At 73.3% G+C, this 21,966-nt stretch carries 21 protein-coding genes; 6 read left to right on the forward strand and 15 right to left on the reverse strand.

The features are described from left to right. Positions 1-123: 123 nt before the first annotated feature. From ACFVIU_RS11895 to ACFVIU_RS11915, 5 genes are all read right to left on the reverse strand, one after another. Positions 124-894, reverse strand: coding sequence for an SDR family NAD(P)-dependent oxidoreductase (locus ACFVIU_RS11895; protein WP_385842174.1), 771 nt, complete (start codon positions 892-894; stop codon positions 124-126). Between the two features lie 2 nt (positions 895-896). Beyond that, entirely contained in the window at positions 897-1,577 is a 681-nt protein-coding gene (locus tag ACFVIU_RS11900; RefSeq protein WP_385842175.1) for an SDR family NAD(P)-dependent oxidoreductase, read from the reverse strand. A gap of 25 nt (positions 1,578-1,602) precedes the next feature. Further along, complete coding sequence (locus tag ACFVIU_RS11905; RefSeq protein ID WP_385842176.1) at positions 1,603-2,808, reverse strand: cytochrome P450; 1,206 nt, start codon at positions 2,806-2,808, stop codon at positions 1,603-1,605. Further along, positions 2,805-3,488: a TenA family protein gene (locus ACFVIU_RS11910; RefSeq protein WP_385842177.1), complete on the reverse strand. Its 684-nt coding sequence runs from the start codon at positions 3,486-3,488 to the stop codon at positions 2,805-2,807. Before ACFVIU_RS11910 ends, ACFVIU_RS11905 begins: the two co-directional genes overlap by 4 nt. Positions 3,489-3,571: 83 nt before the next feature. Next, positions 3,572-4,183: a PadR family transcriptional regulator gene (locus ACFVIU_RS11915; RefSeq protein WP_385842178.1), complete on the reverse strand. Its 612-nt coding sequence runs from the start codon at positions 4,181-4,183 to the stop codon at positions 3,572-3,574. 128 nt (positions 4,184-4,311) lie between these two features. On the opposite strand from ACFVIU_RS11915, the gene ACFVIU_RS11920 reads away from it, so the two are divergent. Beyond that, positions 4,312-4,755 (forward strand): hypothetical protein, encoded by a 444-nt coding sequence (locus ACFVIU_RS11920; RefSeq protein WP_385842180.1) that lies wholly within the window; start codon positions 4,312-4,314, stop codon positions 4,753-4,755. Positions 4,756-4,763: 8 nt separating this feature from the next. Here ACFVIU_RS11920 and ACFVIU_RS11925 read toward each other — a convergent pair whose 3' ends face one another. Both ACFVIU_RS11925 and ACFVIU_RS11930 read right to left on the reverse strand, forming a co-directional pair. After that, complete coding sequence (locus ACFVIU_RS11925; RefSeq protein WP_385842181.1) at positions 4,764-5,966, reverse strand: cytochrome P450; 1,203 nt, start codon at positions 5,964-5,966, stop codon at positions 4,764-4,766. 90 nt (positions 5,967-6,056) lie between these two features. Continuing rightward, the gene (locus tag ACFVIU_RS11930; protein WP_385842182.1) at positions 6,057-7,118 is read right to left on the reverse strand and encodes a methyltransferase; all 1,062 of its coding nucleotides are present in this window, start codon (positions 7,116-7,118) and stop codon (positions 6,057-6,059) included. A gap of 172 nt (positions 7,119-7,290) precedes the next feature. Between ACFVIU_RS11930 and asnB the strand changes: the two genes are divergently transcribed. Together asnB and ACFVIU_RS11940 are read left to right on the forward strand one after the other, a co-directional pair. Then, complete coding sequence (asnB, locus tag ACFVIU_RS11935) at positions 7,291-9,153, forward strand: asparagine synthase (glutamine-hydrolyzing) (RefSeq protein WP_385842183.1); 1,863 nt, start codon at positions 7,291-7,293, stop codon at positions 9,151-9,153. A 12-nt stretch (positions 9,154-9,165) separates the two neighbouring features. Then, positions 9,166-9,843, forward strand: coding sequence for a class I SAM-dependent methyltransferase (locus ACFVIU_RS11940; protein ID WP_385842184.1), 678 nt, complete (start codon positions 9,166-9,168; stop codon positions 9,841-9,843). A gap of 60 nt (positions 9,844-9,903) precedes the next feature. Here ACFVIU_RS11940 and ACFVIU_RS11945 read toward each other — a convergent pair whose 3' ends face one another. The 8 genes from ACFVIU_RS11945 to ACFVIU_RS11980 all read right to left on the reverse strand — a co-directional run bounded on the left by ACFVIU_RS11945 (position 9,904) and on the right by ACFVIU_RS11980 (position 18,093). Further along, a complete protein-coding gene (locus ACFVIU_RS11945) occupies positions 9,904-11,502 on the reverse strand; it encodes an FAD-dependent monooxygenase (protein ID WP_385842185.1) in 1,599 nt (532 codons plus the stop codon). Then, the gene (locus ACFVIU_RS11950) at positions 11,499-12,185 is read right to left on the reverse strand and encodes a TenA family protein (RefSeq protein WP_385842186.1); all 687 of its coding nucleotides are present in this window, start codon (positions 12,183-12,185) and stop codon (positions 11,499-11,501) included. The genes ACFVIU_RS11945 and ACFVIU_RS11950 overlap by 4 nt, the downstream gene beginning before the upstream one ends. A 103-nt stretch (positions 12,186-12,288) precedes the next feature. Further along, complete coding sequence (locus ACFVIU_RS11955; RefSeq protein WP_385842187.1) at positions 12,289-13,140, reverse strand: NAD(P)H-binding protein; 852 nt, start codon at positions 13,138-13,140, stop codon at positions 12,289-12,291. Between the two features lie 19 nt (positions 13,141-13,159). Then, a complete protein-coding gene (locus ACFVIU_RS11960) occupies positions 13,160-14,371 on the reverse strand; it encodes an FAD-dependent monooxygenase (protein WP_385842188.1) in 1,212 nt (403 codons plus the stop codon). Beyond that, on the reverse strand, positions 14,371-15,228 hold the full coding sequence (locus ACFVIU_RS11965) for an LLM class flavin-dependent oxidoreductase (RefSeq protein WP_385842189.1): 858 nt from the start codon (positions 15,226-15,228) through the stop codon (positions 14,371-14,373). Before ACFVIU_RS11965 ends, ACFVIU_RS11960 begins: the two co-directional genes overlap by 1 nt. A gap of 35 nt (positions 15,229-15,263) precedes the next feature. Continuing rightward, positions 15,264-16,661 carry an FAD-dependent oxidoreductase gene (locus tag ACFVIU_RS11970; protein WP_385842190.1) on the reverse strand — a complete coding sequence of 466 codons (1,398 nt, stop codon included), beginning with the start codon at positions 16,659-16,661 and terminating at the stop codon, positions 15,264-15,266. Then, a complete protein-coding gene (locus tag ACFVIU_RS11975) occupies positions 16,658-16,888 on the reverse strand; it encodes a ferredoxin (protein WP_385842191.1) in 231 nt (76 codons plus the stop codon). The genes ACFVIU_RS11970 and ACFVIU_RS11975 overlap by 4 nt, the downstream gene beginning before the upstream one ends. 5 nt (positions 16,889-16,893) lie before the next feature. Continuing rightward, on the reverse strand, positions 16,894-18,093 hold the full coding sequence (locus ACFVIU_RS11980) for a cytochrome P450 (protein WP_385842192.1): 1,200 nt from the start codon (positions 18,091-18,093) through the stop codon (positions 16,894-16,896). Between the two features lie 188 nt (positions 18,094-18,281). Between ACFVIU_RS11980 and ACFVIU_RS11985 the strand changes: the two genes are divergently transcribed. The 3 genes from ACFVIU_RS11985 to ACFVIU_RS11995 are packed head-to-tail and all read left to right on the forward strand — an operon-like array spanning position 18,282 to position 21,850. Next, positions 18,282-19,310: a methyltransferase gene (locus tag ACFVIU_RS11985; RefSeq protein ID WP_385842193.1), complete on the forward strand. Its 1,029-nt coding sequence runs from the start codon at positions 18,282-18,284 to the stop codon at positions 19,308-19,310. A 42-nt stretch (positions 19,311-19,352) separates the two neighbouring features. After that, positions 19,353-20,843 carry an MFS transporter gene (locus tag ACFVIU_RS11990; protein WP_385842195.1) on the forward strand — a complete coding sequence of 497 codons (1,491 nt, stop codon included), beginning with the start codon at positions 19,353-19,355 and terminating at the stop codon, positions 20,841-20,843. Beyond that, positions 20,840-21,850 (forward strand): methyltransferase, encoded by a 1,011-nt coding sequence (locus ACFVIU_RS11995; protein ID WP_385842196.1) that lies wholly within the window; start codon positions 20,840-20,842, stop codon positions 21,848-21,850. Before ACFVIU_RS11990 ends, ACFVIU_RS11995 begins: the two co-directional genes overlap by 4 nt. Positions 21,851-21,966 lie beyond the last annotated feature (116 nt).

Consider the following 21,966-nt stretch of genomic DNA (forward strand, 5'->3'; position numbering starts at 1 on the left):
CCGGAGAGTGTCCCCGGGGGGGGGGTTGTTTTCCCGCGCGCGCCCCCCCCCCCGCCCCCCCCCCGCCCCCCCCCCCGCGGGGGGGGCGGGGGGGCCGCGTCGGGGCAAGCGGGGCAGGGCGGATCAGCGCAGGGCCGGACGGCTCATCCCGGCGTCGATGGTGTAGTCCGAGCCGGTGATGCTCGGGACCTTCCCGGAGGCGAGCAGGACCACCAGGGTGGCGACCTCCTCGGGCTCGATGATGCGGCCGGTGGCCAGGCCGGTCATCTTCGGGACGGCCTCGATGAACTCCTCGGGGGTGAGTCCGGCGCTGCGCGCGGTCTGCGGGTTGGTCCACACCCGGGTGCGGACCGGGCCGGGCGAGATGGTGTTGACGCGGACGCCCAGCGGGGTGAACTCCGCGGCCAGCGACTTGCCGACGCTGGCGAGCGCGGCCTTGGCGGCCGAGTAGTGGCCGAGGCGCGGGTCGGCGAGGGTGGCGTTGACCGAGCCGATGTTGATGACGGCGCCGCGCCGCTCGACCAGGCTGGGCAGCGCCTCCCGGGTGGTGCGGACCGCGGTGAGGACGTTCAGGCCGAACGCCTCGCGCCAGGTGTCGTCGTCGATGTCGAGGAAGCCCGCGGCCAGTTTGACGCCGCCGCCGACGTTGTTGACCAGGATGTCGATGCCGCCGAACTCGCCCAGCGCGTGCCCGACCAGGTCCCGCGCGCCGTCCTCGGTGGCCAGGTCGACGGTGCGGGTGTACGGGGTGGCGGCGCGCAGCTCGGGGCCGACGGTACGGGAGCCGCCCAGCACCCGCGCGCCCGCTTCGGCGAGGGCGCGGACGCAGGCCAGCCCGATTCCGCTGCCGGCTCCGGTGACCACGGCGGTTCTGCCGGTCAGGTCGAATCGCATGGCTACTCCCGTGAGGTGGATGAGTGTTCGGCGAAGAAGCGCCCGGTGGGGCCGCCGTGCGGCTGCGTCGCGACATCGGCGATGTACCGGGCGGCCTGCTCGGGGGGCTGGTGCGGGCCCGGCATCATGCGGGTGCGGACGCGGCCCGGGTTGACGGCGTTGACGCGGACGCCGGTGCCCTCGGTGGTCGCGGCGAGCATGGTGGTGAGGCCGTTGAGCGCGCTCTTGGACAGCGAGTAGCCGGGGGTCTTGGGGAACAGCCGGCCGCCGAACTCCGCGGTGGTGCCGCTGGAGACGACCAGGGCGTGGCCGCTGCCGCGCCGGATCATGGCGGGGAGGAACTCCTGGAGCACCCGCCAGGTGCCGAGCAGGTTCACCCGCAGGGTCCGTTCGACCAGCTCCAGCGGTACGGCGAGGGGCTCGGTGCCCGCGTCGAGCAGCACCCCGGCGTTGCACAGCAGGATGTCCGGCGCGCCGACGGTCTTCGCGGCGCGGGCGACGCTGTCCGGGTCGGTGGTGTCGAGGTCCGTCCAGCGGGTGCCCAGCTCCTCTGCGGCGGCGCGGGCCTGCTCGGGGTCGCGGGCGGTGAGTACGACGTCCAGGCCCCGGCGGTGCAGTTCGGCGGCGACGGCGCGGCCGATGCCGCGGTTGGCGCCGGTGATCAGGGCGGTGCCTGTGGTCATGGAGGCTCCTGGGGTCCGGCGCCGGTCAGTGCAGGCGCACGCGCAGGTGTTTGACGCTGTTCATGAAGTTGGTCTCCGGGCGGGCGGGGGCCTCGACGAGTTCCAGCCGGGGCAGCAGGTCGGCGACCCCGTCCAGGAACTCGCGCAGCTCCAGGACGGCCAGGCCGTTGCCGATGCACACGTGCGGTCCGCCGCCGCCGAAGCTGAGCTGGGGGTTGGGCGCGCGGCCGAGGTCGAACCGGTCGGGGTCGGTGAACACCCGCTCGTCGCGGTTGGCGGAGCTGTACCAGACGACGACCTTCTCCCCCGCCGCCACCGGCTGCCCGGCGATCTCGGTGTCGGTGACGGCCCGCCGGGCGAAGTGGGTGACCGGGGTGACCCAGCGCAGCACCTCGGTGGCGGCGCCCGGCAGCAGGTCCCGGTCGGCGCGCAGCCGGGCGAGCTGGTCGGGGTGGTCGAGCAGGGCCAGGACGCCGCCGGTGACGGAGCAGTAGGTGGTCTCGATGCCCGCGGTGATGAGGGTGGAGGCGAACAGGCCGACCTCGTCCGGGGTGAGCCGGTCGGGCAGGCCGAGCCGTTCGGCGCCGTCCAGCCGGGCGCCCAGCAGCAGCGAGAAGCAGTCGTCGGCGGGGTGGGCGGCCCGGTGGTGGGCGAAGTCGTGCAGGTAGGCGTGGATCTGCTGGAAGGGGTCGGGCCCGGCGTCGTCGCCGTACTCCTGGTCGCCGAGGTTCACGGTCCGGCGGGCCCAGTCGAGCATGGTGGCGCGGTCCTCGTGCGGGATGTCCAGCAGTTCGAGCAGCACCTCGAAGGGGAGGCGCAGGGCGATGTCCTCGGCGAGGTCGAACTCGCCCTTCTCCCGGGCCTCTTCGAGGAGGGAGTCGACGATGGCCCGGATCGGGTCCCGCAGGGCGGCCAGCCGGGCGGGGGCGAACACCTTGAAGGTCAGCTTGCGCACCCGGGTGTGCTCGGGGGCGTCCAGGAAGGTGATGATCGGCGGGCTCGGGTCGACCTTGCGGATCGAGGTCATCGTGGTCGGGCTGGAGGAGAAGGTCCGCGCGTCCCGGGAGACGGCGGACACGTCCCGGTGCCGCACCACGTGCCACAGCGGCTCGCCGTCCGTGTCGGTGCCCCGGCTGACCGGAGCGACGTCGCGCAGGTGGCGGAAGTGTTCGTAGGGGATTCCGTCGGCGAAGGACTTCGGGTCCATCAGGTCGAGGTGGTGGACGATCATTGCGCACCCCTTCCGGCCGGCTGCGCGGCGGGTGCGGCGCAGGCGTCGGCGAAGGCGAGTTCATGGCGGATGCCGAGGGCGAAGTGGGCGGTGAGCACGCGGCGTTGCGCGGGGGTGGACCGTTCCGCGAGCCGGTCGGCCAGCTCGGAGAACGCCTCGACGGCGAAGCGGTACGACTCGCCGGGGTGGTAGGCGGTGATCCAGGGCAGGTAGCGGCTGCCGGGTACGGCGTGGTCGCGCAGGTGGTCGGAGACCTCGGCGTTGAACCAGACCATGGGCAGCAGCGCTCCGACGCCGGCGTGGTACGAGGAGGCCGCGGAGGTGGTGAAGAAGGCGGCGTGGGCCGCCACCGCCGGCGCGACGGGCTCCTCGGCCGCGTCCGGCCCGGGCAGGCCGAGGCCGGGGGCGAGGTCGGCATAGGCCGCGCGCAGGCCGTCGCGGGCGTCCAGGGTGCCGACCACGGACTGGCCGAACAGGCGGGCCCCGGCGTCGTCGGGGGCGTCGGCGGCGCAGCGGGCCAGCGCGCGGGCGTAGGCGGGCAGCAGGTACGCGGTGTCCTGGTGGACGAACCGGGCCAGCGCCGCGGCGGGCAGCGTGCCGTCGCGCAGCCCGGTCCAGAACGGATGGTTCAGCACCTCGTGCAGCACCGGTGCGCAGATCTCGCGGAGCTCCTGCCGCATCGCTCTCCCTCTCGCCGCGTCGTCCGTCGGCTCGGGACGGTAGTGACGCGCGCTCGAAGGAGGCTGGTGCCGCTCTCGACCGGTCAGCCGGCTCCGGGTCCGGCGAGGGCGGTCAGTTCCTCCCACGACCAGCGCAGACGGGCGGAGCGCAGGTCGTCGGTGACGGCGGTGAGCCAGCGCAGCTCCGCCGCGGCCATGGCGCGCTGGTACTCCGTCTCCAGCCAGATGACGCGGCCGAGTCCGTCGTCGTCCGCGTCGGCGAGCGCCGCGTCCAGGGCGTCCACGGTGCGGGAGAGGGCGGCGGCGCGGTCGTCGAGGACGGTCAGCGCCTCCTCGGGGGTGAGCATCAGCGCGAAGGAGAGCGCGACGGGGAACTGCGGGTACTCCGGCTTGGGCGTGCCGAGCATGTCGAGCAGCCACGCGCGGGCGACCCGGCGGCCCTCCTCGGTGACCCGGTAGACGGTGCGCTCGGCGTACTGCTCGTCGCGCTCCACCTCGTGCACCTCGACCAGCCCGGCGGCGAGCAGCCGCTCGATCGTCCGGTGGATGCTCGTGCGCTGGCTGACGTTGACGACCTGGTCCTTGCCCCACTCCTTGATCAGCCGCTGCATGCCGTACGGGTGCAGCGGCTGGTAGTGCAGCAGCGACAGGACGGTCAGGGCGAGCGGGGAACTGCGCGGCGCTGGGGCGGACATGCGCACAGTGTACGTCCCACCGTAACTAGTTGCGTTGAAACTAGTTTCTGTGCAACCATCATGGTGCCGGGCAAGACAGCGAGACGGCATCGGGAAGACACGACCAGTCGAGGGAGAGGACCACCGACATGACCACCACCGAGCGCATCCACGCCCGTGGCACCGTGACCAAGCGGCTGGGCAAGTGGACGGCCGCCGACACCTTCGACGTCCGCGGCCGGGACGCGGGCGTCGTGCTCGACCTGCGCGCCCCGGAGGTTCCCGAGGACGTGCAGATCACCGTGGACCTGCGGCACAGCACGCTGAAGCTGCTGGTGGGCGAGGGTGACGTCCTGGACGACGGCGACGTCACCTGGCCCGCCAAGGGCCGGCTGAAGGACGCCCAGGGTCCTTCCGGCAAGACCGGCCGCCGGATCCACCTGTACGGCACCGCCACCGACAGCGAGATCCGGGTGCACCGCGGTGGCGTGGCCATCGTGTCCGCGATGCTGTCCCGGGAGTACCTGGACGACGCCCGGCGCGCGTTCAAGGAGCACCGGCACACCACCGTGGACGACCCGTCGCGCGGCTGAGGCCGCCGCTACCAGGCGACGGGGAGCGAGTGCACCCCGTGGAAGACCTTGTCCTCGCCGGCCGTCGGGACCAGCTCCGCCGGGACGGCGAGGCGCAGGCCCGGCAGCCGGCGCAGCAGCGCGCCGAAGGCCAGCTTCATCTCGAACCGGGCCAGCTGGGCCCCCAGGCACTGGTGCACACCGTGGCCGAAGGCCAGGTGCGGCGCCTGGTCGCGGGTCAGGTCCAGCTCGTCCGGGGCGGTGTAGACGGCCGCGTCACGGTTGGCCGAGGCGAGCGAGAGGATCAGCGTCTCGCCCGCCCGCACCGTCTGCCCGGCCACCTCCAGGTCCTCGCGCGCGGTCCGGGTCAGCCCGAACTGGACGATGGTGAGATAGCGCAGCAGCTCCTCGATGGCGGTGTCGAACAGGCTCTCGTCGGCCCGCAGCGCCGCGAGCTGGCCGGAGTGCTGGAGCAGCGCGAACGCCCCGAGCCCGAGCATGTTCGCGGTCGTCTCCAGGCCGGCGATCAGCAGCAGCGCGCCGATCCCGACGACCTCCTCCTCCGTCAGCGCGGCGGCCCCGTGCAGCAGGTCGCTGAGGATGTCGTCGCGGGGCCGGTCCCTGCGGTCCCGGACCAGCTCGGCGAGGCCGCCGTACAGCCCGTCCCGGGCCTCGCGCAGCGGCTTCTCCGCGGTGTCCAGGGACAGCATCGCGAGGATCCAGCGCTGGTAGTCCGGGCGGTCCGCCTCGGAGATGCCGAGCATCTCGGTGATGACCCTGGTCGGGATCGGCTGCGCGAACCACTCGACCAGGTCGGCCGGCGAGCCGTGCTCGATCATCGCGGTCAGCTGCTCGTCGATGATCTGCTCCAGCCGGGGCGTGATCTCACGGCAGCGCTTGCGGGTGAAGTAGCGGCTCACCTGACGCCGGTAGCGGCTCTGCTCCGGCGGGTCCAGCGCCGAGAAGACCCCGGGCGGGACGTCCAGCTCGTCCTCGGGGAGCGGGAGTTCGGTCGCCGGGGTGACCTGGATCAGCGGCGGACTGGTCCGCGGGTCCGCCAGCGCGGCCCGCACGTCCTCGTACCGGGTGACCAGCCAGCCGACCCGGCCGCCGGGCAGCCGCAGCCGGCTCATCGGGCGTTCGGCGCGCAGCCGCGCGTACTCCTCGGGCGGGTCGAACGGGCAACCGCGCCGCGCCGGCAGGGTCATCGGGTCGGGAAGCGGCATCGACATGGGCACACCTGTCCTCTGAACCTCTGAGCCTTCGAGCCTGTGGTGGTCCGCTCCCCGGCCTCCGGCGGGCCGGGGCCGCGGAGCCGCTCGTCACACCGGCCGGTACTCCAGCAGGGCGACGTCGCCGGGCGCGGGATCGTTGGCCGGGGCGAACCCGGCGTCGGCGGCCAGCCGGTTCCACTCCGCGCGGCCGCGCTCCCGGCCGCCGAGCACGGCGAGCGACTCGACGTCGATCAGCTTGCCGATGTCCCACTCGCCCGGGCCGCGCAGCAGGTTCTCCACGATCAGCAGCCGGGCGCCGGTGTCGCCGATCGCCGCGCGGATGCTGCGCAGGATGAGCACGGCCTTGTCGTCGTCCCAGTTGTGCAGCGTGTTCTTGATGAAGTACGCGTCGCACCCGGACGGCACCGCGGCGAAGAAGTCGATCGGGGCGATGGTGACGCGGTCCTCCACGCCGGAGCCGTCGAAGACCGCCTTGGCCTCGGCGACGGTGTGCGGCTGGTCGGCCAGCACCCCCGTGGTGCCGGGGTTGCGGCGCAGCAGCTCGACCAGGAAGTGGCCGCGGCCGCCGCCCACGTCGGCGATCCTGGCGAACCTGCCGAAGTCGAACTCGTCGAAGATGCGCTCCGTGCCGGGGTAGCGGTTCTGGAGCATCGCCCGGTCCAGCACCGCGGCCTTGTCGGGGTTGGCCTTCGTGTACTCGTAGAACGGCAGCCCGAAGGCGTGCGTGAACGCCGATCCGCCGGTGCGCAGGGTGTGCGCGACGTCCTCGTAGGGGCGCCAGAGCATCGGGTCGGTGGCGAACAGGAACATGTCGCGGATGCCGCCCTCGGCGTCCGAGACCAGGCCCTCGGAGACCGGCAGCAGCGCGAACCGGCCGTCCTCGCCCTCGTGCAGCACGCCGGCGGCGGCGACGGCCCGCAGCACCCGGTAGAGGGCGTCGGGGTCGGTGCCGGTCGCGGCGCTCAGCTCGGCCACCGTGCGCGGGCCGTCGGCCAGCGCGTCGGGCACCTTGACCTCCACCATCGCCCGCAGCGCGCCGATCGCCCACTTCGCGTAGACGAATCCGAGCACCTGCTGGCGCGGCGGCAGGCTGCGGTCGAACCATCCGTCCATGCCCGCGGGCTGCGGAGGGCCGTCCTGCGCGTTCATCCTCGTCCACCTCTCGTCGGGGGGCTCCGGCCGCCGACAGCGTCCCGGCGCCGGCTCGAATCCGGGTGGAACGGTGCTCGGTCGCGGCGGCCGGGTTCGACCGGCGGTCGAGGAGTACTCGAAGCGGCTGCCGGACGCTCGGGGCGGTACGCAACCGACGAAGGGGACGCCTATGTGCGGCATCACTGGCTGGGTGGACTTCGGACAGGACCTCTCGCGGGAACGGCCGGTGCTGGAGGCGATGACCGACGCCCTGGCCGCCCGCGGCGTCGACGGCCGGGGGCTGTGGCTGGACGGCCACGCCGCGCTCGGGCACACCCGGACGGCCGTCATCGACGTGGCGGGCGGCGCGCAGCCGCTGGCGGTGGAGGTGGAGGAGGACGGCCGTACGGCGGCCGTGATCGTCCACAACGGGGAGGTCTACAACTTCAAGCAGCTGCGCAGCGAACTCCAGGCACGCGGCCGCCGGTTCCGCACCCGGACGGACACCGAGGTGGCGCTCCAGGCGTACCTGGAGTGGGGGCCGTCCTTCGCCTCCCGCCTCGAGGGCATCTTCGCGTTCGCCATCTGGGACGTGCGCCGCGAGGAACTGGTCCTGGTGCGCGACCGGCTGGGCGTCAAGCCGCTGTTCTACACCCCGCTCCCGCGGGGCGTGCTGTTCGGCTCCGAGCCCAAGGCGCTGCTCACCCACCCCGCGGTCCGCCCGGTGGTGGACCTGGAGGGCCTGCGCGAGCTGTTCACGGTGGCCAAGCAGCCGGGCCGGGCCGTCTTCCGGGACATGCGGGAGCTGCTGCCCGGCCATACGCTGACCATCGGCCGGGACGGCGCACGGCAGCACACGTACTGGGCGCTGACCGCGCGCGAGCACACCGACGACCTGCGGACCACCGTGGGTACGGTGCGCGATCTGCTGGACGACATCGTGGAGCGCGAGCTGGTCGCCGACGTGCCGCTGTGCACCGCGCTCTCCGGCGGCCTGGACTCCAGCACGGTCACCGCCGTCGCCGCCGCCCGGCGGTGGAAGCAGGACGGCGAGCGGATCCGGACCTTCGTCACCACCTTCGACGGCTACGTGGAGAACTTCCGCAAGGACGACGTGCGGTTCTCCCCCGACGAGCCGTACGCGGCCGAGGTCGCGGCGCACGTCTCCTCCGACCACGTCAACATCAGGCTCGACCCGCACGCCCTGATGGACCCCGGCACCCGGCTGAACGTGGTGCTCGCCCAGGACGCCCCGTCCACCCTCGGCGACATGGACACCTCCAACTACCTGACCGCGCGCGAGATCAAGACGCACTCGACCGTGGCGCTGGTCGGCGAGGTGGCCGACGAGATCTTCGGCGGCTACAACTGGATGTTCAAGCCGGAGTGCGTGGCCGCCGACGTCTTCCCCTGGGTGGTCAACGAGGGTCTGCACCCGGGCAACCGGGGCGGCCAGGGGCGCGACCTGTTCGCCGTCGGCTTCCTGGAGAAGCTGGACATGGCCGGCCACTACGCCGACAGCTACCGCGAGGCGGTCGCGCAGGTGCCGCACCAGGCGGGCGAGAGCCCCGAGGAAGCCCGGATGCGCACCATCGGCCACCTCACCCTGACCCGGTGGCTGCCGATGCTGCTGGACCGCGGCGACCGGCTGTCCATGGCGCACGGCCTGGAACTGCGGGTGCCGTACGCCGACCACCGGCTGGTGGAGTACCTCTACAACACCCCGTGGAGCCTCAAGACCTTCGACGGCCAGGAGAAGTCCCTGCTGCGGGCCGTCGCCCGGGACCTGCTGCCGACGTCCGTGCTGGAGCGCAAGAAGAGCCCGTGGCCGGTCACCCAGGACCCGGCCTACACCCGGATGCTGCACGCGGAGCTGGCCGCCCTGGCCGCCGACGACAGCGCGCCGATCCAGCCGTACCTCAACCACGAGGCGGTGCGGCGCACGCTGGACCACCCCGGCGACGCGCACGACTGGCCGAGCCGGATGCACCTGGAGATGGCCCTCCAGTTCAACACCTGGCTGCGCCACTACGGCATCGAACTGGCGATCTGAACGGAGAACCGTATGACCGACCTCGCGTCCGAACGGCTCGACCCCCGCATCGCGCACGCCCAGGAGGTGTACACGCGCGGGAAGCTGGCCATCTACGACAAGTGGGTGCTGGGACTGTTCTGCTCGGCGGTGTGGCGCTGCCCGGCGCACGTGATGCGCCGTCTCTACGACACCTCCGTCGGCCGGCGCCACCTGGACATCGGGCCCGGCACCGGCTACTTCCTCGACAAGTGCCGCTTCCCCGACCCCGATCCGGAGATCACCCTGCTCGACCTCAACGAGGAGTGCCTCCAGATGTCGGCGGCGCGGATCGCCCGCTACCGGCCGCAGACCTGCCGGGCCAACCTGATGGAGCCGCTGCCGCTGCCCCCGCAGCACTTCGACTCGGCCGCCATGAACCTGGTGTTCCACACCATCCCCGGCGGCTGGGACGGCAAGGGCGTCATCCTCAAGCACGTCGCAGAGACGCTCCGCCCCGGCGGCGTGCTGTTCGGTACGACCGTGCTGGCCGAGGGCGTGCCGATGAACCGGCTCACGCACAAGCTGCTCCTCGAACAGCACCGGCGCGGCAACTTCCAGAACCAGGGCGACGATCCCCAGGGTCTGGAGAGCCAGCTGGCGAAGTACTTCCCGGAGTACCGGGTGCGGATCCGCGGCGCGGTCGCGCTGTTCCGCGCGACCGCCGGCTGAGGTCCGGCAGGCAATACCAAGGGCGCCGGTCCCGTGCGGGACCGGCGCCCTCGTCGTGCGTCAGGCGGTGACGGACAGGACCTCGCGGAGCGCGTCGGTGAGTGCCGCCGCCGGATCGGCGGGAAGCTCCTCGCCGCGCCAGGCGACATAGCCGTCGGGGCGGACCAGGACCGCGCCGCCCTGGCCGAGGCGGTAGCGGGTCGCCCACTCGGACTCGACATCGGTCAGCTCGGCCCCGGAGGCGGCCGGGCCGACCCGGTAGGCCCGCACGGGCACCGAGGTCTGCTCGGCGGCCTTTGCCGCCGCGCTCTTCCACTCGTCGCCGGAGGGCCCGGTGAGCAGGACGAACGCGTCGTGGAACAGGTCGTGCACGCCGATGCGGCCGCCCTCGTGGTCGAGCCACAGGTGCGGCGCCCGGGTGCCGGGCCTGGCGTACTGGTCGACCTGCTCGCCGATGACACCGGTGTGCTCCGCGCCGATCATCGCCGAGGAGCGGTAGCGCTGGGCCAGGATGCACAGCGTCGGCTCCAGCGGGTCCTCCTGCGGGGTGGGCCCGAACCGCGACTCCTGGCTGCGCACGGTGAGGTCGGCCAGCTCCACGGCGACGGCGCGCCGCTCGTCCTCGTAGCTGTCCAGCAGACCGTCGCCGGCCTGCCCCTTGATCACCGCGGCGAGCTTCCAGGCCAGGTTGTGGGCGTCCTGCACGGCCGAGTTGGCGCCCAGCGCGCCCGCCGGCGGCCACACGTGCGCGGCGTCGCCGACGAGGAAGACCCGGCCGGAGCGGTAGCGGTCGGCGACCCCGACCGCCTCCTCCCAGGAGGCCTTGTCGATGACCTCGACGGGCACGTCCCGGCCGATCAGGGCCTGGGCCGCGGCGGCGCACCGCTCCAGGGTGTAGTCCTCCGGGGACTCCTCGGCGGGGTCGTAGGTGAGCGCGACGCCCCAGTGGTTCGGCAGGGCGTGGGTGACGAAGCCACCCGCGACACCGTTGCCACCGATGATCCAGAACAGCGCGGTCTTCTCGATCAGATCCGACAGATCGGCCTTGATCACGAAGGAGACGTAGGAGCGGATCGTGCCGCGGCCGGTCCGCGCGATGCCGAGGCCGTCGCGGATGGTGCCGCGGTAGCCGTCACAGGCCACCAGGTAATCGGCCCGCACGGTACGGCGTTCGCCCGTGCCGCGGTCCTCGATCACCGCCGTGACGCCGTCCGCGTCCTGCTCCACCGAGACGCACTGGGTGTAGTGCCGGAGCTCGGCGCCGTTCGCGCGGGCGCGCTTGGCCAGCACCGGCTCCACGGTGCTCTGGTCGGCCATGCCGAACTCGCCGGCGGTGAACTCGGGCAGCGCGCGCGGGGAGTCCTGCGCCATGATCCAGTGCCACTCGGAGCTGAGGTTCTCGCAGCGGACGACGCCCGAGTCGGCGTCGAAGGGACGGCCCGCCTCCTTGATCTCCGCTTCCAGGCCGAGCGGCCGGTAGATCTCCATCGTACGGGGGTTGATGCCGCGGGCGCGCCCCTGGACCGCCACACCGGCGTGCCGGTCCACGAGCAGCGACCTCACTCCCTGGTGCGAGAGGAAGAGCGATGTCGCCAGCCCGGCATAGCCGCCGCCGACGATCAGTACGGGCACGGTCTCGTCGTACGGGGTCACTTTCATGCATTCCTTTCCGATGTGGTTTCGGCCCGGTCGTGCAACCGCCAGGCCGCCTCGCAGAAGGCGAGCTCGTAGCGCGCCCCGTGCAGGAAACCGTCCTCCAGGAGGGTGAGTTCGGCCTCGGACGCGGTGGCGGCGAAGTCGTCGACGAGCGCGAGGTAGGCCTCGACGTAGTCGTCGAAGCCGTCTCCCGGGCAGTACTGGTCGATCCAGTCCGTGTAGCGGGTGCCCGGCACCAGGCGCCGCCGCAGTTCGACGCAGACCTGCTGGTGGAACCAGGTCATCGGCAGCAGGCCGCCCAGCGCCGCCGCGAAGGAGGTGGCCGAGACCGCGGTGAGGAAGGAGGTGTGGGCGAGCGTCGCCCGGCTGATGCCGCCGTCCGGCTTCAGGTGCGGGAACCGGTCGGCCAGCACGTCGAGTTCGCGTGCCATCCGGTCGAGCGAGTCGAACGTCGCACCGGCCGCGCCCGCCAGCAGCGCGCCCTGGGCGGGGAGTTCGGCGACGGATGCCGTACGGGCGAGGGCGCGCGCGTAGGCGGGCACGGTGAAGCGGAAGTCCTGCTCGGCGAAGTGCCAAAGGGCCTCGGGCGGCAGGGTGCCGTCGCACAGGCCCGCCCAGAAGGGATGGGCGCGCACCTGCCCGAGGAGCGGTTCGGCACGGGTCCGTAACCGCTGACGGAATGCCATGGGACTCAACCCCCTCCTGCCCCGTCGGGCGAGTTCTACCAGGTGTCGCTCCCCTCGAAACTCGACCACGTCGATCGAGAACGGCTCGAGTCCCACCGGAGCGTCAACCCGCTGTGAACAGGTGCTCGTGGCGCGTCAGCCAGGCGTCGAAACCGGCCGGCTCCCGCCCGGTCAGGCTGCGCACGGTGGGCAGCGGCACCCCGCCCCTGCGCGGGTCGGGGTCGGCCTGGGCGTCGAGCAGTCCGGCGGCGAAGGCGGCCGGCAGGCCGCCCGCCGCCATCGCCTCGGCCGCCGCCTCGCGGGGCGCCTCGACGTACTTCAGCGGGCGGCCCAGCAGGGCGGCGACGCGGGCAACCTGCTGGGGCGCGGTCAGCGCCTCGGGACCGGTGATCCGGTGGACCCGGCCGCCGTGCCCGGCGGTGGTCAGGCAGACGACGGCCACCGCGGCGACGTCCGCCGGGTCGACCACCGCGCGCGGGATGTCCCCGTACGTCTGGTACACGGTCCCCTCGGCGGCGATCGAGGCCCGCCACTGGAGGACGTTCGACATGAAGGCGGCCGGGCGCAGCGCGGTGAACTCCGCGCCGGTCCGGGCGAACGCCCGCTCGGCCTCCGCGTGGGCACGGCCGTAGGAACCGGCGGCGGGCTCGTCCGCGGCGACCGAGGACAGCTTCACCACCCGGCCGACCCGGCACCGGCGCACCGCGTCGGCGACCACCGCCTCCTGGGCGGCGGCGTCCGGCCCGGCGGACACCACGAAGACGGCCTCGGCCCCGTCCAGCGCGGCCCGCACGGTCTCCGGCCGCCCCAGGTCCCCGACGGCCACCTCGACACCGGGCCCGCACCGGACCCGGTTCGCGTCCCGTACGAACGCCCGCACCGCCCGGCCGCCGTCCCGCAGTCCGGCGACCACCTCGCGCCCGACGGTACCGCCGGCACCGATCACGACAATCACGTCGACTCCTGTCCGTGCGTCACGTCGCCTCGCTCAGGGGGGCCGGGAGCAGGGGCGGGGGCTGCCAGTCGCCGACCGCCACCAGGCCCTGCTGGGACGCCGTGGGCGGGGTGCGGCGCAGCCGGGCGTTGCGGCGCAGGATGCGCCAGCGGCGCTCGGTGAGCTTGAACTCGCCCATCCGCCGGGAGGCTTCGACGATTTCCTGGGAGCGCGGCCGGCGCTGCTCGTCGTAGCGGGCGAGAGCCGCCGGGACGTGGGGGTCCGCGGCGAGCGCCGCGCACAGCACGGCCGCGTCCTCCAGGGCCTGGCAGGCGCCCTGGCCGAGGTCGGAGGTCATGGCGTGGGCGGCGTCGCCCAGCAGCGCGACCCGCCCGGAGACGTACGAGGGCAGCGGCTGGGCCAGTTCGTAGACGTCGTGGCGCAGTACCCGGCCGGCCGGGGTGGCGGCGATCAGCTCGGGCACCGGGTGGTGCCAGTGGCCGAACCGCCGCCGTACCTCGGCGTGTTCGTCGGGGAAGCGCAGCCCCTCCGGGGTGTTGGCGACGGCGAACCAGTAGACGCGGTCGCCGCCGAGCGGCATACGGCCGAACTCCAGCCCCCGGCCCCAGCTGCTGCCGCCGGGCTCGGCCGCGCTGTCCACGCCCTCGGCGATGCCGCGCCACACGCTGTGGCCGCTGTACACCGGCGGCGCCACCCGTGGCCAGCGCGCGCGCCGGATCCGGCTGAACGCACCGTCGGCGGCGACGACCAGGTCGGCGTGCAGGGTCCGCTCGCCGACGGCCGTACGGTGCACGGCCCGCACCCCGTCGGGCAGGTCGACGACACGGGTGACCTCGGCACCTGTGCGCAGGGCGCGGTCCGGCAGGGCCGCGCGGAGCACGGCGTGCAGCTCCGGCCGGGTCAGCACGATCAGCGAGAGGCCGTGCGCGCGCAGGAAGCCCGGGTCGGCGGGGGGTTGCAGGCGGCGCCCGGAGGCGAGTCGCAGGCCTTCGCCGCCGGGCGCCATGACCGCCGCGCGCCGCCGTACCTCGTCGCCGACGCCCAGCAGGTCCAGCGCGCGCTGGGCGTTGGTGAGCAGCGAGATACCGGCTCCGGCCTCGCGCGGTGCGGGGGCGCGTTCGAGGACGGTCACCTGCCACCCGGTCCGGTGCAGGCCGACGGCGGCGGCCAGGCCGCCGATCCCGCCGCCCACCACGACGGCGCTGCGCCCGGTGCCGGGCAGCCGCGCCATCAGCTGAGGACCGCTTCGGCGAGCAGGTCCAGGTGGCCGGGGTCGGCGGTGACCGAGAGCAGGAACAGCTCGTCGCAGCCGGCCGCCGCGTAGCCCTCGGCGGCCGCGCGGAGCGTTTCGCCCTCGGTGATGGCGCCCTTCGCCAGGTGCTCGGCGAGCTGCCCCATGTAGCCGTAGTACGAGAGCATGTGCGCGCGGGCGTCCTCCCTGCCGTTCGGGCCGAGCGCGGCGTAGCAGTTGGCGCCCATCCGCGGGGTTCCCGCGCGGCCCTCCTCCGCCCAGAGCTTGCGGAAGGCCTCGACCTGCTCGGCGTACCGCTGGGGCGGGCCGCCGGGCGAGATCCAGCCGATGGTGTGGCGGGCGGCCCGGCGCAGGCCGGCCGGGGAGTGGCCGCCGCCCCACAGCGGGATCTCGCCGCGCACCGGGCGGGGTCCGACACCGGCGTGCGGCCCCTCCCCCGCCCACATCTGCCGCATCTCCTCGATCGTGGCGTCCAGGCGGCGGCCGCGGGTGCGGAACTCGGTGCCGGTGGCCGCGTAGTCGTCCTCGCGCATGCCGGCGGAGACACCGACCACCAGGCGGCCGTCGGAGATCCGGTCGAGGCTGGCGAGCTGCTTGCCCAGCTCGACGGCGCTGGGCCGGTAGGCGGGCAGCAGGATGGCGGTGACCAGCTTGATCCGGGTGGTGACCGCGGCGGCCGCGGCCAGGGCGACGATGCTGTCGTAACTGTCGTACACCACACGGTCGGTGACGGTCAGGCTGCTGAAGCCGAGGCGGTCGGCCCGGCGGGCGAACTCGATCAACCGGCTGCCCTCGGCGCCGGGCACGCCGATCGGCAGGCAAACGCCGATGTCCACGGTGGTTCCTCCTCGGGTGACGGTACGTCGGTCGGTCAGTCCTCGTCGCGGTCGCCGCCGCGGCGGGTGTGCATCGCGTCGGCCATCCGCTGCTTCACGGACGGGATCCGGGACGCGACGTGGAGCTGGGCGCGCAGGGCGGCGAGGGCGAGCCGGCCGAGGTACGGCCGGTGGATCAGCTGGTCGCCGCCGGTCTGGGCCTTGGAGGCGAGGACGGCCTGGAAGCCGTAGTCGATCATCTTGGTCTCGTAGCCGCGGACGGCGTCGTGCAGGCTGGCGCGGCCGTCCCGGAAGGCGGTGAGCCTGCGGGTCAGGAGTGCGGCGTCGCGCAGCGCGGTGTTGGCGCCGACGCCCTGGCCGGGCGTCATGGTGTGGATGGCGTCGCCGATGAGGGTGATGTTGGTGGTGGGCCACTGGGGCACGGGCACCGAGGTGCGGATGTTGATGGGGAAGCAGGTGCTCGGGTCGGCGAGCCGGAACAGCTCCCGCAGGTTCGGGTGCCAGTCGGCCGTCATCTCCCGGACCAGATCGACGAGTTGGCGTCCGTCCCGCTTGAGGACGTCGGGCGGGAACTTGTCGGTGGACGCCCAGAAGCCCCAGTTGACGTAGTCGCGGGTGTTGTCGAAGAGCAGGCCCGGCCACTGCCGGACCAGGTCGGCGTCGTTGCCGCCGATGCCGTGCTTGAGCAGGCCGTCCCGGTCCCACGGGAACTCCATGGTGTGCAGGATGCAGCTGTACCCGTGAGGGGCGAGGACCAGGCCGATGCCGTCGGCGACGGCCTCGGGGAGCAACGCGCGGGACTCCGCGGTGAGCGGGAGCTTCGCGGCGATCGAGACGATGCCGGCGTCCTCGACCCGGGCGTGCGGCAGATACTGCCTGCGCACCCGGGAACCGGCGCCGTCCGCCGCCACCAGCAGGTCGCCGGTGTCCTCGCCGCCGTCCGCGAAGTACGCGGTGACCCGGCCGTCCGGGCGCTGCTCGTAGTGGGTGAACGTCCTGCCGAACCGGATGACGTCCTCCATGCCGGTGAACAGCACCTGGCGCAGCGTCATCCGGCTCACCGAGCGTTCGCCGCTCTCCTCGTCCACGGCGGGGCGCAGCGGCAGGTCGATGCTGGTGCGCAGCCGCTCGGTGAGCATGACGAAGTGGCGCGGCGGGCGGGCGCAGGTGGCCTTGAACGTCTCGTACAGCTCGGGGGGCAGCACCTGCTTGAGGGCCGCGCTCCCGTCCGGCCCGATCCCGACCCGGTACCCGTGCAGTCCGGCGCTGCGGGTCCGGTCCCGCTCGTAGACGACGACGTCGAACCCGGCCCGCCGCAACCCGTGCGCCAGCGCCATGCCGCCGGTGCCGGCGCCGATGACGATGACGCGGAAGGGGACGGGGGCCGGTGCCTCGCCGGCCCCGGACGCAGGCTTCAGCGGTTCGCTGCTCATGGGGTGGTGTCGCTCTCCTCGGAGGTGAGGCCCTCGACCTGGATGGAGCGGGTCGGGCAGCCGCGCCAGGCGCGCCGCAGCTCGTCGCGGAGGGTGTCCGGGGGCCGGCCGTCGAGGACCACGACGCGGCCCTCCTCGTCCTGGTCGAACACCTGCGGCAGCCGGTAGACGCACAGGCTGCTGGTCACACAGGTCTCCCGGTCGGCGGAGACACGCAGGGAACCCATCGCCGTCACCAGCTCACGGGGATCTCGGCGTAGCCGGCCAGGAAGCCACCCTCCGGACGCTTCAGCTCCTCGCCGGGCACCGCGAGCCGCAGCCCGGGCAGGCGGCGCAGCAGGGCCTCGGTGGCCTCCTGGAGCTCCATCCGGGCCAGCGCGGCGCCGGCGCAGAAGTGGATGCCCGCGCCGAAGGTCAGGTGGTGGTTCTCCGTGCGGCGGATGTCCAGCTCGAGCGGGTTCTCGAACTCGTCGGCGTCCATGTTGGCCTCCTGGGAGAGCAGCACCGTGGAGCCCTTGGGGATGACCGTGGTGCCGTCGAGCAGCTCGATGTCCTCGACGGCGTAGCGCAGCGTGCCCAGCGAGGTGCCCATGATCTGGTAGCGCAGCAGTTCCTCGACGGCCGAGGGCACCAGCGACAGGTCCGCCTTCAGCTCGGCGGTCACCTCGGGCCGGTGCAGCAGCACGGCCATGCTGGTGCCGAGCTGGGAGGCGGTGGTGACGTAGCCGGCGATCAGCAGGGTCTTGACCCAGTGCTGGAGCTGGTAGTCGGTCAGCTTCGACGGGTCCTCGCGGCTGATCTCGATCAGCTCGCTGATCAGGTCGTCGCCCGGGTTCGCGCGCTTGGAGTCGATCAGCTCGGTCAGGTAGTCCCAGTACTGCCGCCGGCACTCCTCGACCTCGTCCTCGGGCAGCCGGGAGACGGAGAGGAAGCCGTCGATCAGCCGGCGGAACTTGGCCCGGTCCTGCGGCGGCACGCCCAGCATGTGGCAGATCACCAGGATCGGCAGCGGGTAGGCGAACGCCTCCATCAGGTCGACCGGCTGCGGTCCCTCGGCCATCTCGTCGAGGAGGTGCCCGACGATCTCCTTGACCACCGCGCGCAGCGCCTCGATCCGGCGCGCGCTGAACGCCCGCATCACGACGGCGCGTTCGGTCAGATAGCGGGGCGGGTCGTTGTCGATGTTGGGGTCGCCGAACAGGTCGTTGCTGGCGGAGACGCGGGAGGCCCGGCCGAAGGTGTTGCGGCTGAGCCGCTCGTCGGCGAAGAGCCGCCGTACGTCCTTGTACCGGGTGACCAGCAGCGCGGGTTCGCCGCTGGGCAGCGTGATCTCCAGCAGCGGCTGCTCGCGCAGCGTCGTCCAGCTCTCCGGTATGTCCGGTGCGGGGGCCCATGGAAGGGGATACCCGACGGGGCACCGATCGCCGCTCATGTCTGAACCGCCCTCTCCTGCGCGCACTGCTCGGACCGGGCCAGCGTGCGCATCCGCCCTGGGGACCCGCTCGAAGCGCGGTCGAATACCGCGGAGCCGGTACGGCCCAGCGCAGGTCGAGCGAGACTCCATCGGGCGCTGCGACATTCCCCCCGGTACACCTCCGTACGGAAACCAGAGGGAGAGCAATGAGCAGTCAGATCCCGACGCAGCCGGCGACCGCGGCGGAGTACCTGCCGCTGGCCTTCGGATTCGCCCTCCACCAGATCGGCGCGACCGTGAACAGCCTCGGCGTCCTCGCCGCGGTGGCGGACGGCCCGCGCACCGCCGAGGAGCTGATCGAGACGACGGGCGCCCACCCGCGCAGCCTGCGCCGGCTGCTGTACGCCGCCGTCCGGGCAGGGGTGCTCTCGCTGGACGCCGACGGGTACCGGGCGACCCCGGTCGCCGAGCACTTCGGGCCGCTGTCCGACATGCACGCGGCGGCGCCGGTGTGGCGGGCCTGGGAGGTGCTGGAGGAGTCGGTGCGCACCGGGCGTTCCGCGTTCGAGATCGCCAACGGCGCCCCGCTGTTCGACTACTTCGAGAAGGACGCGGAGCTGGCTGCCACCTTCCACGCCGCGATGACTGGCGGCAGCGACGTGCAGTCCCCGGCGATCGTGGAGCACTTCGACTTCACCCGGTTCCGGCACGTGGTGGACGTCGGCGGTGGCCGCGGCACCCTGCTCGCGGCCGTGCTGGGGGCCAACCCGGAGCTGCGCGGCACCGTCTTCGACACCGACAACGGGCTGGCGGAGACCGCGGGCGTGCTCGCCGAGGCCGGGCTGTCGGAGCGCTGCGGCATCACCGAGGGCTCGTTCTTCGACTCGGTGCCCGCGGGCGGTGACCTGTACCTGCTGAAGAACATCCTGCACGACTGGAACGACGAGGAGAGCGCGCGCATCCTCGGCAACATCCGCAAGGTGCTGCCCGCCGACGGCCGCGTGGTGGTGTTCAGTTCCGTGCTGCCCGAGAACGGCGCGGACGCGGACCCGGCCGACGCGCTCGGCGCCGCCATCTCGGACATCGAGATGCTGGTGATGACCACCGGCCGGGAGCGGACGCTGGAGGAGTACCGCCGGGTGTTCGAGGCGGCCGGTCTGGAGCTCACCGCGACCACCCCGCTGCCCTGCCCGTACCAGTACCACGCGCTGGAGGCCGCCCCGGCCGCGTCCTGACCTCCGCCCGCACTCCCCGGAAGCCCCCACCGAAAGAACCGCATGACGACTTCTTCCGACCCCGTGGCCCTCGCCGATCCGAGCGACCTCGACCCGGCCCGGTGGCGGGCCGCGGTCTTCGTCCTGGTCGCGATGGCGCTGGACCTGATCGACACCTCCATCGTGGTGGTGGCCCTCCCGGGCCTCCAGCGGCAGCTGCACGCCGACGGGGCGACCTTGCAGTGGGTGGTGGAGGCGTACACCCTCACCTTCGCGCTCAGCCTGGTGACGGCGGGGCGGATCGGCGACCTCCTGGGGCGCAAGCGCGTCCTGCTGTGGGGGATCGTGCTGTTCGTCGTGGCGTCGCTGAGCTGCGGCGTCGCGCCGAACGCGGGCGTCCTGATCGCGTCCCGGGCGTTCCAGGGCCTCGGCGGCGCGCTCGTGGTCACCCAGGGGATGTCGACCTTCCAGGTGGCCTTCCCGGACCGTGAACGCGCCCGGGTCTTCGGGCTGTTCGGCGCCCTGTCCGGGCTGTCCTCGGCGCTCGGCCCGATGTTCGGCGGCCTCCTGATCAACGCCGACCTGTTCGGGCTGGGATGGCGGCCGATCTTCCTGATCAACCTGCCGGTGGGGCTCGTCGCACTGGCGGGCGTGGCCGGCTGCGTCCGCGACTCGCGGGCGCCCGTGGCCAGGCGGCTTGACCTCCTGGGCGTCCTGCTGGTGACCGCGGCCCTGCTCGCGGTGCTGTTCCCGCTGGTGCAGGGCCGCGAACTGGGCTGGCCCGCCTGGTCGTTCGCGCTGATGGCCGGCTCCGTCCCGCTCGCCGTGGCGTTCGCGCTGCACGAGCGGGCCAAGGAACGCCGGGACGGGTTCGCGCTGGTGCCGCCCGCCCTGTTCGAACGGCGCACCTTCACCGTGGGACTGGTGCTGCTGACGGTGTTCTTCGCCGCGGTGGCCGGGTTCTTCTTCCCCTTCACCTACTACCTCCAGAACGGCCTGGGCTTCTCGCCGTTCACCGCCGGCCTGGCGGTGATGCCGTACGCGCTCGGCGCGATGACCACCTCCTCGGTCTCCCCGACGGCCACCCGGCGCTTCGGCCGGGTGGTGCTGGCCGCCGGCATCGCCGTCATGACGGCCGGCACGGTCGCGCTGCTGCTGACGGTCCGGCACCTCGGGCCGTCCGCCGGCACCTGGCAGCTCGCCCCGTGGCTGCTGGTCACCGGCCTCGGCATGGGCCTGGTGGCCTCCCCCCTGGTCCAGCTGGTGCTGTCCGGGGTGCCCGACCGGGACACCGGGGCGGCGTCCGGCGTCCTCAACACCGTCAACCAGCTGGGCTCGGCCGCCGGTGTCGCCGTGCTGGGCGTGCTGTTCTTCGGCCTGCTCGCGGGCCACCGCGGCTTCCCCGCGTCCTTCTCCCAGGTGCTCTGGTACGAGACGGGCCTGCTCGCGGCGGCCTTCCTGCTGGTGTTCCTGCTCCCCGTCGGCGCCGCCCTCCGACCGGCGCCGGAAGACCCCGGGCCACAGGCTCGCCCACACGAAGGAGACCCGGCATGACAGCGACCGCTTGGGACACCGGCACGGCGGCCGGCCTGCTCCGGCTCGGCAACCGGTTCTGCGACGCGAAGGCGCTGCTCACCGCGGTCCGGCTGGACCTGTTCACCGTGCTGGACAAGGGCCCGGCCGACGCCGAGGAGCTGCGCGCGCGGCTCGGGCTGCACGGGCGGGGCCTGGCCGACTTCCTGGACCTGCTCACCGCGCTGGGCCTGCTGCGCCGCGACGACGCACGCCGCTACCGCAACGCCGAGGGCGCCGCCCGCTTCCTGGTGTCCGGCCGGCCCGGCTTCATCGGCGGCTTCCTGCGCGGCTCGGACCTCAACCTGTACCCGGTGTACGGGCACCTGGCCGAGGCCCTGCGCACCGGCGAGCCGCAGGCGCACACCGACTACACGGGCATGCTCGACGACCCCGAGGCGACCGGCAACTTCGTACGGATGATGGACGGGCTCACCCAGGGCCTGGGCGCCCGGCTGACCGAGGCCTACGACTTCTCCGGCCATCGCTCGGTGCTCGACGTCGGCGGCTGCCGGGGCGGCCTGCTCGACCAGATCCTCACCCGACACCCCGGCCTGGAAGGGCATGTCTTCGACCTGCCCCAGCTGGAGCCGTTCTTCCACGAGCACATGGCCGAACGGGGCCGCACCGGTACGGCGGTGTTCCACCCCGGCGACTTCTTCCGCGACCCGCTGCCCCCGGCCGACCTGGTGATCCTCGGCCACATCCTGCACGACTGGGACCCCGCGCAACGCCGCCATCTGCTGGGCAAGGCGTTCGACGCGGTCGGTCCCGGCGGCGCGGTCCTGGTCTACGACCGGATGCTCGGCGAGCGGGCGGACGACACCGAGAACCTGGTCGCCAGCCTCAACATGCTCCTCGTCACCGACGGCGGCGCGGAGTACACCGTCGCGGAGCTGACCGCCGAGGCCCGCGAGGCCGGGTTCACCGGCATCACCCACCGGCCGCTCGGCGACTACGACACCCTGGTCGTCGCCCGCAGGCCCTGACCGCCACGCACGGCAGCGCCCCCCGGCTCCCACCCCCCGCGGGCGGGCCGCGCCGGGGGGGCCCGCCACCCCCCCGCCAGCGCGGGTAGGTCCGCGCCGCGGCCGAGAGTGTAATA

The organism is Streptomyces sp. NPDC127190 (assembly GCF_042672505.1).
Taxonomy (GTDB): domain Bacteria; phylum Actinomycetota; class Actinomycetes; order Streptomycetales; family Streptomycetaceae; genus Streptomyces.